This is a genomic window from Haemophilus parahaemolyticus (assembly GCF_002015035.1).
Taxonomy (GTDB): domain Bacteria; phylum Pseudomonadota; class Gammaproteobacteria; order Enterobacterales; family Pasteurellaceae; genus Haemophilus_A; species Haemophilus_A parahaemolyticus.
Window position 1 is genome coordinate 656,521 of the sequence record NZ_MUXY01000001.1, and the last position, 13,854, is coordinate 670,374.

The following is a 13,854-nucleotide window of genomic DNA, read 5'->3' on the forward strand; positions in this document are numbered from 1 at the left end:
GTTCTTCTCTTTAGCAAAGAGGGGTTAGGAGAGATTTAGCAGAAGTAATTTTCAACCTCGTGAGAAATTAGACATCCTAATCAAATCTCCCCCTGCCCCTCTTTTCTAAAGAGGGGGGTGCGTGCGTTATTTTAACTCTGTGGTTTATTTCACTTTTTCCACAAAATTTTTCAACAACAACGCACCATTTTCGCCTGAACGTTCAGGATGGAATTGCACGCCGTAGAAGTTTTCGTAGGCGATAGCAGCAGAAAAATCCACACCATATTGGCTGGTCGCAATGGTATTTTCATTAGGCAATACCGCATAGCTATGCACAAAATAGAAATGGCTGTCCTGCGCAATGCCATCAAATAGCGGGCTATTTTCATCAAAATGTACGCGATTCCAGCCCATATGTGGCAACGGCAAGCCCGTATCCGGAATCAGTTCGGTTTGCCCACTCATTAAACCAAGGGTGGAGACATTACCTTCGGTAGAGAATTCTGTCATTAGCTGCATGCCTAAGCAAATACCTAACACAGGCTGTGTGAGATTTTGGATTACCTCAACCAAGCCTAAGCGTTGCAAATTCAGCATTGCTGCTTTAGCAGTTCCTACACCGGGTAAAATTAATTTATCGGCGGATTTAATTTTATTGAGATCATTGGTGATCTCCGCGCTATATCCTAATCGATCAAAGGCAAATTTGACGGAGGAAAGGTTAGCGCATTGGGTGTTGATGATGGTGATCATTGTATTTCTCTTTTCGAATATTTGGCTAAAAAGTCCTCGTACGAGAGAACTTCTAGAGTGCTTCCAATAAATTTTGCTATTTGCTTCGTTCTCAACCTTAATCTTTCATCATTTGTAATGAATATATCACTTTCAAATGCATATATTAAATGCTCTGGATCATATGTTATCCCAGGTTCATTTCTATTTTTTTCTTCTCTAATTTATAACCTAATAAATCCAAAGCCTTATATAATGATTTTATCTTTAAATTGAAACCATCTCTATCTTTCAATATATTTTTAAAATTATCCTTTGTGACAAATCCACCGAATGAATTAGACATAACTTTTGAAAAATCCTCATCAGATAACAAATTAAAAACATCATGACTGTTATTTATAAAGTCTTTATGATTTTTCTCCTCATATTCAGGTAGAAACATTTCTCTATCTTTTTGTCCAAGTATTGTTAATTTTTCAAAATATATAGATGTATCTTCATATTTTTTTACTCTATTTAAAGAGTAAATAGGGTCTTCTTTTGCTAAGAAATTTTTGTCCGAATTATCACATGGAAGAAAGAGAATATCATCTGTTAGATATCTTATTGCTTCAATGAATTTAGTTTTTTTTATTTCACATGGAAATCTATTTGCCTCCTCCAAATGATTAGGACTATAAACTATAATTATATTATTAGAAAAACATAAAGATTTTATCTTTTCCGCCTCATCTTTTTTATCCATTAAATCAGACATTACATTTTGATCCAAATATAATATTTTTTCATTGGGAGATTTATCATATATAGTATAGTTAAAGTTTCTTTTGTTAGAATCCCTATAAAGCAAAGGATTTAATGTCTTATCGGAGAGTTCCGCCTTATTATATCTATGCAAAGAAATCTTTAATATTTCTACATCTCTATATTGAAGAAATTGAAAATATGAATCTATATAATGAGCTAATCTATAAGCTTCGTCAGATTCTTTAATAACACCTGTTATTAATCCTTTTGTTAGATATGGATATCTAATTACTATATTATCTATATCTCTCATTAATTCTTCACTAATTGATTCCTTAGATAAAATAAGTTCAAATAACTTATCAAATATTTTAATATCTTCTTTCATATTTTTATATGTCCTAATTACTTCTATAAAACAGCCAAATTTCCAAAAACTTTACAAAACCCAACCGCACTTTTCGGACAGACATAAACTCTGTCCCTACAAATCATAACACTCCCTTACTACTCGGTAACTCCTCCCCCTCAATTCTCACCGCCTGTCTCAACGTCCGCCCAAACACCTTAAATAAGCTCTCAATTTTGTGATGATCGTTGTCGCCAGTAGCTTTGAGGTGGAGAGTGGCGAGCAGCGAGAATGCCAAGGATTGGAAAAAATGCTCGGTCAGTTCGGTGCTGAAATCGCCGACTTTGTCGCGTTTGAATTTGGCGCTGAATTTGATCCAAGGTCTGCCGGATAAATCTAAGGTACATTCGGCGCGACATTCATCCATCGGGAGCACAAAGCCGAAGCGGGCGATGCCGCGTTTATCGCCAAGCGCCTGTTTCAATGCTTGCCCGAGAGCGAGGGCAGTATCTTCCACGCTGTGATGTTCATCGATCCACAAATCACCGTTGCATTGTACGTTCATGCGGAATCCGCCGTGAGTGGCGATTTGGTCAAGCATATGATCGAAAAAGCCAACGCCAGTTTTGATTTCGTTAACTCCGGTTTCATCCAACCATACTTGCACTTTAATATCGGTTTCTTTGGTTTTACGCACCACTTCAGCAATACGAGGTGGGCGGTTGCCGATGTTACTTACCGCTTCGCCCAATAATTTTTCGGCAATCAATTCCCAAGGCATTTGTTGCGAATTATATTGAATAGCACGAATGCCTAAATTTTCGGCTAATTGCACATCGGTTGCCCGATCACCAATGACAAAAGAATGTGCTGGATCGAATAATTTCTTCTCAATATATTTTTTAAGCAGCTTGGTTTGTGGTTTGCGGCATTGGCAATGATCTTCCGGTTTGTGTGGGCAAATCAGCACATCATCAAACTCAATCCCCTGTGATTTGAATAACGCCATCATTGCATTATGCGGTTTATCAAAATCTGCTTGTGGGAAAGAGTCCGTTCCCAAGCCATCTTGGTTTGAAACTATCACAAAACGGTATTTTTCTTTCAGTTTTAGCATTGCTGGAATGACGTTCGGCTCAAATTTGAGTTTTTCAAGGCTATCAATTTGAAAATCAGTTTTTGGCTCATCAATCAAGGTACCATCGCGGTCAATGAAAAGAATAGGTTGCATGGGCTGTTCTCCTGTGTATTAGTTTATTTGTTTGATGGCTTCAACCACACGTTCACATTCTTCTTTTGTGCCAACGGTGATACGAATGCAGTCTTGTAAATTTAACGCTTTATTTTGGTCGCGCAGAATAATTCCCAAATCCCACAAAGCTTTAAACACTTTTTCGCCATCTTGGCATTTAAAGAGCAAATAATTAGCTTCACTTGGGAAGACTTGTTCTACTTGCGGTAATGCAGCCAGCTTGTCGGCAAGCCATTGACGATTATCCAGAGTGGTTTGCACGCGTTCCTTAACCACGGTCAGATTCGCATCAGCAAGCGCTTGGGCGGCAATATCCGCGCTTGGAACCGGAATTGGATAAGGTGCAATCACCTTGCTCAGAATTTGAATTAATTCCGCATTGGCCAAAACAAAACCACAACGTAATCCGGCCAAGGCAAAGGCCTTAGAAAGGGTGCGGATGATGGCTAAATTCGGATAGTTTTGCAGTTCGTTGGCGAAGGTCGCTTCAGGACAAAATTCAATATAGGCCTCATCAACCACCACAATCGCCTTGCCGGCGGTCATTTGCAATAATTTGATTAAATCAGACCGCTTGAGCAGATTACCGGTCGGATTGTTCGGGCTACAAACAAATACTGCTTTCACGCCATCTAATTGCACTTCAATGGCTTCCAAGTTGAGCTGAAAATCGGCATCAAGTGGCACAGTTTTGCAGGTAACATTAGCAGTTTCGGCGCTGACTGCATACATGCCGTAGGTGGGTGGGCAGAATAAAATGGCATCCTGTGCGGGTTCACAAAAGGCGCGAATAATCAGCTCAATGCCTTCATCGCCACCACGGGTGACTAAAACGTTCTCGGCGTTGACTCCGGCATAGGCGGCATAGCCTTCAACCACTGCCTGTGGTTGAGGCTCTGGATAGCGGTTCAAGTCTTGACCGGAAAGTTGAAAATTTGGTGAAAGCGGTGATTCGTTTGCATTGAGCCAAATAGTACCGTTGCCGCCCAGTTTGCGGGCGGATTGATAAGGGGTTAATGCTTGGACGTTGGGGCGGGAAAGCTGTGTTGTGTTCATATGTTGTCCTTTTTACGTTTTTATTCAACCATAATAAAATCAATGGGTTAGGTGTTGTTTTGCAAAACTCGGAAATTCGAGGGGGCGTTTGATTTAGCTTACTGCGCATTTAGTTTTGCCAAACGAATGCTGACAGCCTGTTTATGGGCATCTAATTGCTCAGCCTCCGCCATCGCTTCCACGGTTTTTGCCAGATTTTTAAAACCTTCGGGGCTGAGTTCTTGGACGGTCATCCGTTTGCTGAAATCCGCTAAACCAAGACTAGAGTAGGTTTTGGTATAGCCATAGGTTGGCAACACGTGGTTGGTACCGCTGGCGTAATCGCCCATGCTTTCCGGGCTGTAGGCCCCTAAGAAAATCGAACCGGCATTGTCCAATTCCGGCAAGAGTGCGCGGGCGTTTTGGGTTTGTACTATTAAGTGTTCTGGTGCGTATTCATTGCTGATTGCAACGGCTTGCGCCAAGCTTTCGGCAATAAAAATACGACTGTGGCCAAGGGCTTTGTTGACGGTTTCAGCTCGTGGTAAACGCGCCAGTTGGCGGGCAATAGCCTGTTCTGTTTGTGCGGCTAATTGCGCATTGGTGGTGACTAATATCACTTGGCTGTCAGCACCATGTTCGGCTTGGGAAAGCAGATCGCTAGCGATAAATTCGGGATCTGCCGCTTCATCCGCGATGACCAACACTTCTGAAGGGCCTGCCGGCATATCAATGGCAGTACCGCTTTGCACCACTTGGCGTTTGGCCTCTGTAACAAAGGCATTACCAGGGCCGAAAATTTTATCAACCTTAGCCACCGTTTCGGTGCCTTGTGCCATGGCAAAAATGGCTTGTGCGCCGCCCACTGCATAAATGGTTTCCACGCCACATAGTTGCGCGGTGTAAAGAATTTCATCGGCAATAGGTGGAGGGGAGCACAGCACAATTTTTTTACAGCCGGCAATTTTTGCTGGAATCGCTAACATCAAAACAGTAGAAAACAATGGTGCGGAACCGCCCGGAATGTATAGTCCCACGCGGGAAATCGGACGGGTAACCACTTGGCAGCGCACGCCGGCTTGGGTTTCAATGTCGATTTCTTGATTTTTTTGTGCCTTGTGGAAGGCTTCAATATTGGCTTTTGCCTGTTGAATTGCTTGCGCGAGCGCTGGGGAAATTCGAGCGCTAGCTGCGACGATTTCCTCAGGAGAGACAACAAGGCTTGTCAGTTTTACTTTGTCGAATTTTTCGCACAATTCAAACAACGCATTATCGCCATTTTGCGCAACATTTTCACGAATGGCATCAACCGCCTGTTTAATGCTTTCACCGACTTTTTGTGCCGGACGGGCAAGGGCTTGGCGTTTTTCTTCTTGAGTTAAGTTATTCCAAATTAAAGTTTGCATTGCCTATTTCCTCTTATTTAATTTTCTTTTCCCGTAAATGGAAGCAAGGTTGGGTTATTCCATCATCTTCTCTATTGGTAATACTAAAATCGAGCTGGCACCGATGGCTTTTAATTGCTCCATAGTTTCCCAGAACAGATTTTCTTGGCTGACAACATGCATCGCAACCCTTGTGCTATCGCTGGCTAACGGCAAAATCGTTGGGTTTTCTACTCCTGGAAGCAAAGCGGTGATTTGGGCAAGTTTATCCTTTGGCGCATGCAGCATAATGTATTTGGATTCAGAGGCTTGTTGCACACCTTGGATGCGGGTTAGCAAGCGGTCAACCAGTGCTTGTTTTTCTGCATCAAGCGGTTCGGCACGTTGAATTAAACAGGCTTTAGAACGGTAAATCACTTCGACTTCTTTTAAACCGTTGGCTTCTAGGGTCGCGCCAGAAGAGACTAAATCGCAAATTGCCGCGGCTAGTCCAGCACTTGGAGCCACTTCTACCGAGCCATTGAGCAGACAGTTTTTAAAAGGCACACCTTGTTGTTGCATATAGCGACGTAAAAGGTTTGGATAGGAGGTGGCGATACGTTGATTAGCAAGGGTTTGCACGCCGTTGTAAGTTTGGTCACGGTCAATGGCGAGCGAAAGGCGACAGCCTCCGAAGTCTAATTGGCGTAGTTTTTTGTAGGTGATGGTTTCGCCAGCTGCTAAACGACCAAGTTCTTCCTCTTCCAAGACATTTTCGCCGATGATACCTAAGTCTACGACACCGTCAAAAATCAACCCAGGGATATCGTCATCACGCACACGCAGGATTTCAATCGGTAGGTTTTCCGAATAGGCGATAAGCCGTTGTTCGTTCCAATTGATTTTTACCCCACATTGTTTGAGCAGGGCTGCGCAATCTTGGCTTAAACGACCTTTTTTCTGTAAGGCGATTTTGAGTCGGTTTTGTGTTTGCATATAAATAGCCTCTGTAAAAATTATTGATGTGAAATAGAAAAAGCCCTCGGAGGTGCGAACCTTCGAGGGCTTTACGAGATTTTTTTCTCAGCGACTCTTATCTGTTTTTCAGGTAGCACCAAACGCTTGAATGTGAATTCAAGTGGTGGTGATGATAGCGACGATTACCTAAAAAAATCATTTTTTGAGCCTTATCTAAAATAGAACTGAACTTGACTATACTGAAAGATAAGTGTCAGCGCAAGCCCAAAAAGAAAAAAAATTTAATTGATGTATTTTTTATTGATCAAGATCATGAATTGCTTGTGTGCAGGCAAAAGCCGTCACCGGACATCAGAATTTTACGGCTGATTTTTTGCCATTATCAAAAATACTAACCTGTAGCCCAAATTTTGGGGGGCAGATCATTACTTAGTTCAAACGGCAACTCATTTTTGACCGCTTGCACTAATGTAAAATCCGCCTGTTGGCGTGTTAAATCAAATTTAAACCATTGATTTTGATGTTGAAAATAAAAACTAAGTCGGTTAAAACGAGAATAGAGCAACGCGTGGGCATAACCCGAAATCAATGGAATTTGAGACAAATAGGTCGCCCCAGATTTATCTTCCCATTCCAGAATTTCCGCCTGTCTATTGACTAAACAAGACCATTGCACTCCCTCATTCATCTTTTCCCCCTTTTAATTAGGGATAAAAGATAGCAAAAATGAATTTAAGAAAATATGAAGTAAATCAAAATTAGGGAAGATTCAACAAAAAATCCCACCATAGTGGGATTTTTTTGAAGATTCAAAAATTAAATACTCGCTCTCAATGCATCCGCTTTATCAGTTTGTTCCCAAGGGAAGTGTGAGCGACCGAAGTGACCGTAAGCGGCTGTTTCGCGGTAGATTGGGCGGATTAAATCTAACATTTTGATTAAACCGTAAGGGCGTAAATCGAAGTTTTCACGGATTAAACGCACTAATACTTCATTGCTTACTTTACCCGTGCCGAAAGTTTCTACCATGATTGAGGTTGGTTCAGCCACGCCGATAGCATAAGAAAGTTGGATTTCACAACGATCTGCCAAACCTGCTGCAACGATATTTTTCGCAACATAACGAGCGGCATAAGCTGCAGAGCGGTCAACTTTTGATGGATCTTTACCAGAGAATGCACCGCCGCCGTGTCGAGCTGCACCGCCGTAGGTATCTACGATAATTTTACGTCCTGTTAAGCCACAATCGCCCATTGGCCCGCCAATCACGAAACGACCTGTTGGGTTAATGAAGTATTTGGTGTTTTGACTTAACCATTCGCTTGGAAGAATTGGCTTAATGATCTCTTCCATCACACCTTCATACACTTCTTTTTGTGAAACAGACTCTGCGTGTTGCGTTGAAAGTACCACTGCATCAATGCCTTTGATTTGGTTGTCTTCGTAAATGAAGGTTAATTGGCTTTTCGCATCTGGGCGTAACCAGTCTAATTTGCCTGATTTACGCACTTTCGCTTGCTGTTCCATTAAACGGTGAGCATAAGTGATTGGTGCTGGCATTAATACATCAGTTTCATTGGTTGCGTAACCGAACATAATCCCTTGGTCGCCTGCACCTTGTTCTAGCGGATCAGCACGGTCAACCCCTTGGTTGATGTCTGGAGATTGTTTACCAATGGCGTTTAATACCGCACAAGAGTGTGCGTCAAAGCCCATATCAGAGTGATTGTAGCCAATGTCCGCAATCACTTGGCGAGTTAAGTTTTCAATATCAACCCACGCAGAAGTGGTGATTTCACCGCCTACCAATGCCATACCTGTTTTCACATAGGTTTCACACGCCACGCGTGCTTTCGGGTCTTGTTTTAAAATTTCGTCTAATACCGCATCTGAAATTTGGTCTGCGATTTTATCTGGATGCCCTTCAGAAACAGACTCTGAAGTAAATAAATTGATAGCCATACATTATCCTTTGTTGATAAACGTGTTATGAAATGGAATGAAACAAGCGGTACAATTTGCAAAAGTTTTGCGAAATCTGACCGCTTGCTTTCAAATATACTTAAATTTGATTAGCCGTTTTTCCGTCTAGACGTCTATAATACATTTTTTGAGCATCTAAGGCAATGCTTTTTTAAATATGAATGTGAGGCTAAATATGCTAGAGTTTACGCCTTAATCTATCAATTTCTGAGAAAATCTCGGATTTTGTGGTCATATTACGTGATAAAGGTTGTTTTTCCTCAAAACGCCCTTATTAAGCAAAAAATTTAATACAATAAGGAAATAAGCTATGCAATATATTGGGAAGATCATCGGTTTCTTTCTAGGTTATCAAATTTTTCACGGATTATTTGGGGGGATTTTCGGTGCATTTTTAGGGCATTTAGCAGATAAAAAACTCTATGAACTAGGTAGCGTACGTTCTTCCATTTTTGGCAAAAACTTAACCCGCCAAACACTGTTTACACTGACCACTTTTGCCGTCCTTGGACATTTAGCCAAAGCCAAAGGGCGTGTCACTGAAGAAGATATTCAAAACGCTCAAAACTTAATGGCACATCTGAATTTAGATGCCAAAACGCAGCAAGAAGCACAAAAAGCGTTTACCTTAGGTAAAGAGGCGGATTTCCCGCTTCGTAATGTAATTCGTGAATTTCGTGAGGCTTGTGCAAGACGCCAAGATTTATTGCGTTTCTTTATTCAAGTGCAAATTACCGCAGCGATTCAAGATGGTGAATTAGACGCACAAGAACAACAAGTGTTGTTTACCATTGCCGAAGCGATGGGTATGAGTCGCATGCAATTTGAGCAAATGCTTGGCATGATTATGGCAGCACAGCAATTCAGCCGTGGTGGTTTCCATCAACAATATTCACAGCAAAGTGACTATTCACAAGGCAGTTATTCACAAGGCGGATATAGTGGCTATCAACAAAGCCACCAGCCAAGCATTGATGCCGCTTACAAAGTATTGGGCGTAACGGCTAATGATGATCAAAATACCGTGAAACGTGCTTATCGCAAACTGATGAATGAAAACCACCCAGACAAATTAGCGGCAAAAGGCTTGCCAGATGAGATGATGGAATTAGCCAAAGAGAAAACTCAACAAATTCAAGCCGCTTACGATCTGATTTGCAAACAAAAAGGTTGGAAATAGGAGTTTATAACGGATAACACAGGTTATCCGTTCTTTTTTGTATGATACCTCAAGTAATTTTAGCTCCAATGCAGGGCGTATTAGATCCCTTTGTTCGCCAGCTTTTAACCGCAGTGAACGATTACGATCTTTGCATTTCTGAATTTGTCCGCGTGGTTGATCAAAAACTACCACGCAAAACTTTTTATCGCCTCTGCCCTGAATTACATAATCAAGGCTTAACCGCTTCAGGTACGCCTGTCCGTGTGCAGCTATTGGGGCAATATCCAGAATGGTTAGCGGAAAATGCAATGCTAGCGATTGAATTAGGTTCACACGGCGTTGATCTCAACTGCGGTTGTCCGTCTAAAACGGTAAATGGCAGCCAAGGCGGTGCGGCATTATTAAAAACGCCCGAATTGATTTATCAAGCGACCAAAGCCATTCGAGCAGCTGTGCCAAAAGAGCAAACCGTTTCGGTAAAAGTACGTTTAGGTTGGGATAGTGCCGAACAATGTTTTGAAATTGCCGATGCGGTAGCACAAGGTGGTGCGAATGAAATCACCGTGCACGGGCGAACCAAAATGGACGGCTACCGAGCGGAACGGATTAACTGGCAAGCCATTGGCGAAATTCAAAAACGCTTAGCAATTCCAGTGATTGCCAATGGCGAAATTTGGGACTACACCTCTGCAAAAAAATGCCAAGAAATTACCGCTTGTAACCGTATTATGATTGGTCGAGGGGCGTTAAATACCCCAAATTTAAGCCGTGTGGTGAAATTCAATCAAGCCAAGATGCCGTGGACAGAAGTGCTACAATTGCTTTATCAATATGTACAAATGGAAAATGAGCACGATTCTGGCTTTTACCACGTGGCACGAATCAAGCAATGGTTACATTATTTGGATAAAGAGTACCCAGAAGCAATGCCGCTGTTCCAAATTTTGAAAACCGAACACGGATATGAGGGATTGAAAAAGCATATTGAACAAGCGGTCGAAAAAGGAGCGTAAAATGCAAAAACAGATTTTTAGCGAAGAAGATATTGTTCAGCCAACGGAAACATTTCAAGCTAAACAAATTTTTGATGAAAAAGAGATTGTGATTGAGGAAGATCTCAATGCTTACCAATATTTAGACGAAAGCGAAGCAGCTGAAAAAGAATTGCTTTTTGAAGAAGATTTCAAACCTTCACGTTTCCGTGTTCGATTAATTATGGCGGCTCTCGTGTTATTTTGTATTGCCTTACTTGCCCAAGGTATGCAATGGATTGTAAATGCTATCACCGAGCGGCAATGGATTACGCTGTTCTTTGCCATTGCGTTTTTATTGCTCAGCGTAACGGGCGTGGGAACGATTTTCCAAGAGTGGCGAAAATTGCGTAAACTCAGACAGCACGAACTCATGCAACAAGAGGCGGAGCAGTACCGCACGGTATTGCCGACCACAAGCAGTGAAAAATCGCAAGCATTTTGCAAAAATCTGCTGGCACAGATGCAGGCCACGCCTCAACTTGAACAACGCCAAACTGCGTGGCAATCACAAATCAACGAATATCTTAACTCAGAACAAGTGATGACGCTGTTTAGTGAAACAGTACTTTCTCCGATGGATAAACAAGCTCAAAAGCTGATTGCCAAGCATGCCCGAGATAATGCCGTGATTGTTGCTTTAAGCCCTGTCGCCATTGCTGATGTGTTGATGGTTGCATGGCGAAATTTTGCATTAATCAACAAAATTACCCGCATTTATGGTATGGAACTAGGCTATTTCAGTCGCCTACATCTATTCAAAATGGTAATCAAAAATATGGTCTTTGCGGGCACTACAGAGTTAGTCGCGGGTATGTTGTCGCACAACGTATTACGTAGACTCTTTGGGCAAGCTATCCAAGGCTTAGGCGTAGGGATTTTAACCGCTCGATTAGGTATTAAAGCAATGGAATTTTGCCGCCCTATTACCTTTAAAAATGAGGAAAAACCGAACTTAAAAGTGATGAGTAAAGAGATCTATTTGTCGTTGGTAAATTCAGAGCAAAAAGAGGCTATTTTTCGTAGAGAAGAACTAAAAAGCCACTAAAATAATCTGCACCCTAAAAGTTAGATAAAATAACCAATTTAAGTGTGATAGAGAGCTTCTTTGGACGATTAAAAACGGAATATCAAAGGTGTTTAAGAAAATAATTTTCTCCTTGTTGTTTAACACGAAGCTATTAACACGCTTAGTCGAATATTAAGCAAGTTAATTATTTTGAATTAAAGAAGGATAGTGATATATTAGCAATGTAGACAAGATTGTTATTCATGGGTACTAGCTAGGGTAGTAATAAAATAGATTAGTATTATATTTAGTAATATATAATGTGTTTATGCGTTATACTTATATATCAATTGGATATGCTATTAAATCTAATCTAGCTAGTTCCTCCGTCTATGACGGGGGATTTTTTATATGCACTAAGGAAAAAGTATGATCACTTTACACACTAACTTTGGCGATATCAAAATCGCATTAAACTTTGAAAAAGCACCAATTACTGCAAAAAACTTTGAAGATTACTGCAAAGAAGGTTTCTATAACGGTACAATTTTCCACCGTGTGATTGATGGCTTTATGATTCAAGGTGGCGGTATGACATCTGGTTTGAAAGAGAAAGCAACCAAAGCACCAATCGAAAACGAAGCACATAATGGTTTAAGCAACAAACGCGGTACGCTTGCAATGGCTCGCACTTCAGATCCACATTCAGCAAGTTCGCAATTCTTCATCAACGTGGCAGACAATACGTTCTTAGATTATCGCTCAAAAGAGCTATTTGGTCGTCAAGTAGTGCAAGAGTGGGGTTACGCAGTATTTGGTGAAGTAGTTGAAGGAATGGATGTTGTTGATAAAATCAAAAGTGTGAAAACAGGTAATAAAGGTTTCCACCAGGATGTACCTGTTGAAGATGTAGTGATTGAGTCTGTGACTGTAGCGTAATTTTATAAGGCAGAGATCTCTGCCTTTTTTTATACTATGAAAACCTACCTCGTTGGCGGCGCTGTCCGCGATGCTTTATTAAATATTCCTGTAAAAGACCGTGATTTCTTAGTAGTTGGCTCAACACCTGAAGAACTCTTTTCTCTTGGCTATCAACAAGTGGGAGTAGATTTTCCTGTTTTCCTACATCCAGAAACCAAAGAAGAATATGCTCTTGCCCGAACAGAACGCAAAAGCGGACAAGGTTACAACGGTTTTATCTGCGATTTCTCTCCTGATATAACGCTTGAGCAAGATTTAATTCGCCGCGATCTGACCATCAACGCAATGGCTCAAGACCTTGCAAGCGGTGAAATTTTCGATCCGTTTTGCGGATTGCAAGATTTAAAGAATAAAATTCTTCGCCACGTTTCACTAGCATTTGAGGAAGATCCGTTGCGAGTATTACGTGTGGCACGCTTTGCGGCTCAATTCGTACATTTAGGCTTCAAGATTGCTGATGAAACGACAAAACTGATGCAAAAAATGACTGCTTGCGGGGAACTCGATCACTTAACTGCTGAGCGAGTTTGGCTTGAAACGCAGAAAGCGTTTGCTACGCCTTCACCGCATATTTATTTTGAAATATTGCGAGAAGTAGGTGCATTGGCGGTGCTTTTCCCAGAAGTTGAAGCCTTATTTGGTAAACCTCAACCAGAAAAATATCATCCTGAAATTGATAGCGGCGTGCATACGTTAATGGTACTAGAACAAGCTAAAAAATTAGCTAAACAGGCAGAAAACCCGATCGCTTTACTTTTCGCTGCCCTTTGCCACGATTTAGGTAAAAGCTTAACGCCTGAAGAGATTTTGCCTCACCATTACGGGCACGAAGTCAAAGGCATTCAACCGACAAGAAATTTAGCAAACCGCTTAAAAGTACCGAGCGAGGTCAAGGATTTTGCAGTTCTGGTGACTGAATATCACACCCATTGCCATAAAATTGCAGAGCTTCGGTCTGAAACAGTGTTGAAACTTTTTAATGCGTTAGATGTTTGGCGAAAACCAAATCGATTTAAAGATTTCCTGCTTGCTTGCGAAGCAGACAGTAAAGGGCGTTTAGGCTTTGAAAAACAGGAATATTTGCAAGCTAAACTTGCAATACAATATTTTGAAGTGACAAATAAAGTAGATGTACAACAAGTGATTGCAGATGGTTTTGAGAAACAAGCTATTCGCGATGAATTGAATAAGCGTAGACAGCAAGCCATTAAGGTATTAAAAGAGAACTTTAAAAACTCAATTTAAT

General features: G+C 41.3%; 13 protein-coding genes. 5 read left to right on the forward strand and 8 right to left on the reverse strand.

The window, feature by feature from the left end; genetic code table 11:
• Positions 1–144: 144 nt before the first annotated feature.
• The 8 genes from hisH to metK form a co-directional block, all read right to left on the reverse strand.
• A complete protein-coding gene (hisH, locus tag B0185_RS03190) occupies positions 145–735 on the reverse strand; it encodes an imidazole glycerol phosphate synthase subunit HisH (RefSeq protein ID WP_005705272.1) in 591 nt (196 codons plus the stop codon).
• A gap of 166 nt (positions 736–901) precedes the next feature.
• Positions 902–1,852, reverse strand: coding sequence for a hypothetical protein (locus B0185_RS03195; RefSeq protein WP_005705316.1), 951 nt, complete (start codon positions 1,850–1,852; stop codon positions 902–904).
• Positions 1,853–1,955: 103 nt separating this feature from the next.
• The gene (hisB, locus tag B0185_RS03200) at positions 1,956–3,044 is read right to left on the reverse strand and encodes a bifunctional histidinol-phosphatase/imidazoleglycerol-phosphate dehydratase HisB (RefSeq protein WP_005705300.1); all 1,089 of its coding nucleotides are present in this window, start codon (positions 3,042–3,044) and stop codon (positions 1,956–1,958) included.
• 18 nt (positions 3,045–3,062) lie between these two features.
• Complete coding sequence (gene hisC / locus B0185_RS03205; protein WP_005705315.1) at positions 3,063–4,121, reverse strand: histidinol-phosphate transaminase; 1,059 nt, start codon at positions 4,119–4,121, stop codon at positions 3,063–3,065.
• Positions 4,122–4,219: 98 nt separating this feature from the next.
• Positions 4,220–5,506 (reverse strand): histidinol dehydrogenase, encoded by a 1,287-nt coding sequence (gene hisD / locus B0185_RS03210; protein ID WP_005705273.1) that lies wholly within the window; start codon positions 5,504–5,506, stop codon positions 4,220–4,222.
• A 54-nt stretch (positions 5,507–5,560) separates the two neighbouring features.
• The gene (hisG, locus tag B0185_RS03215) at positions 5,561–6,460 is read right to left on the reverse strand and encodes an ATP phosphoribosyltransferase (protein WP_005705347.1); all 900 of its coding nucleotides are present in this window, start codon (positions 6,458–6,460) and stop codon (positions 5,561–5,563) included.
• 373 nt (positions 6,461–6,833) lie between these two features.
• Positions 6,834–7,130, reverse strand: a complete 297-nt coding sequence (locus B0185_RS03220; RefSeq protein ID WP_005705260.1) for a hypothetical protein — start codon at positions 7,128–7,130, stop codon at positions 6,834–6,836.
• 128 nt (positions 7,131–7,258) lie between these two features.
• A complete protein-coding gene (gene metK / locus B0185_RS03225; RefSeq protein WP_005705337.1) occupies positions 7,259–8,404 on the reverse strand; it encodes a methionine adenosyltransferase in 1,146 nt (381 codons plus the stop codon).
• A 331-nt stretch (positions 8,405–8,735) separates the two neighbouring features.
• Here metK and djlA point away from each other — a divergent pair, with 331 nt between their 5' ends.
• From djlA to B0185_RS03250, 5 genes are all read left to right on the forward strand, one after another.
• The gene (gene djlA, locus B0185_RS03230; RefSeq protein WP_005705345.1) at positions 8,736–9,605 is read left to right on the forward strand and encodes a co-chaperone DjlA; all 870 of its coding nucleotides are present in this window, start codon (positions 8,736–8,738) and stop codon (positions 9,603–9,605) included.
• Between the two features lie 41 nt (positions 9,606–9,646).
• Positions 9,647–10,600, forward strand: coding sequence for a tRNA dihydrouridine(16) synthase DusC (dusC, locus tag B0185_RS03235; RefSeq protein WP_005705267.1), 954 nt, complete (start codon positions 9,647–9,649; stop codon positions 10,598–10,600).
• Position 10,601: 1 nt separating this feature from the next.
• Positions 10,602–11,666, forward strand: coding sequence for a YcjF family protein (locus tag B0185_RS03240; RefSeq protein WP_005705288.1), 1,065 nt, complete (start codon positions 10,602–10,604; stop codon positions 11,664–11,666).
• Positions 11,667–12,056: 390 nt separating this feature from the next.
• Positions 12,057–12,566: a peptidylprolyl isomerase gene (locus B0185_RS03245; protein ID WP_005705344.1), complete on the forward strand. Its 510-nt coding sequence runs from the start codon at positions 12,057–12,059 to the stop codon at positions 12,564–12,566.
• Between the two features lie 36 nt (positions 12,567–12,602).
• Positions 12,603–13,853, forward strand: coding sequence for a multifunctional CCA addition/repair protein (locus tag B0185_RS03250; RefSeq protein ID WP_005705255.1), 1,251 nt, complete (start codon positions 12,603–12,605; stop codon positions 13,851–13,853).
• Position 13,854: the final 1 nt, after the last annotated feature.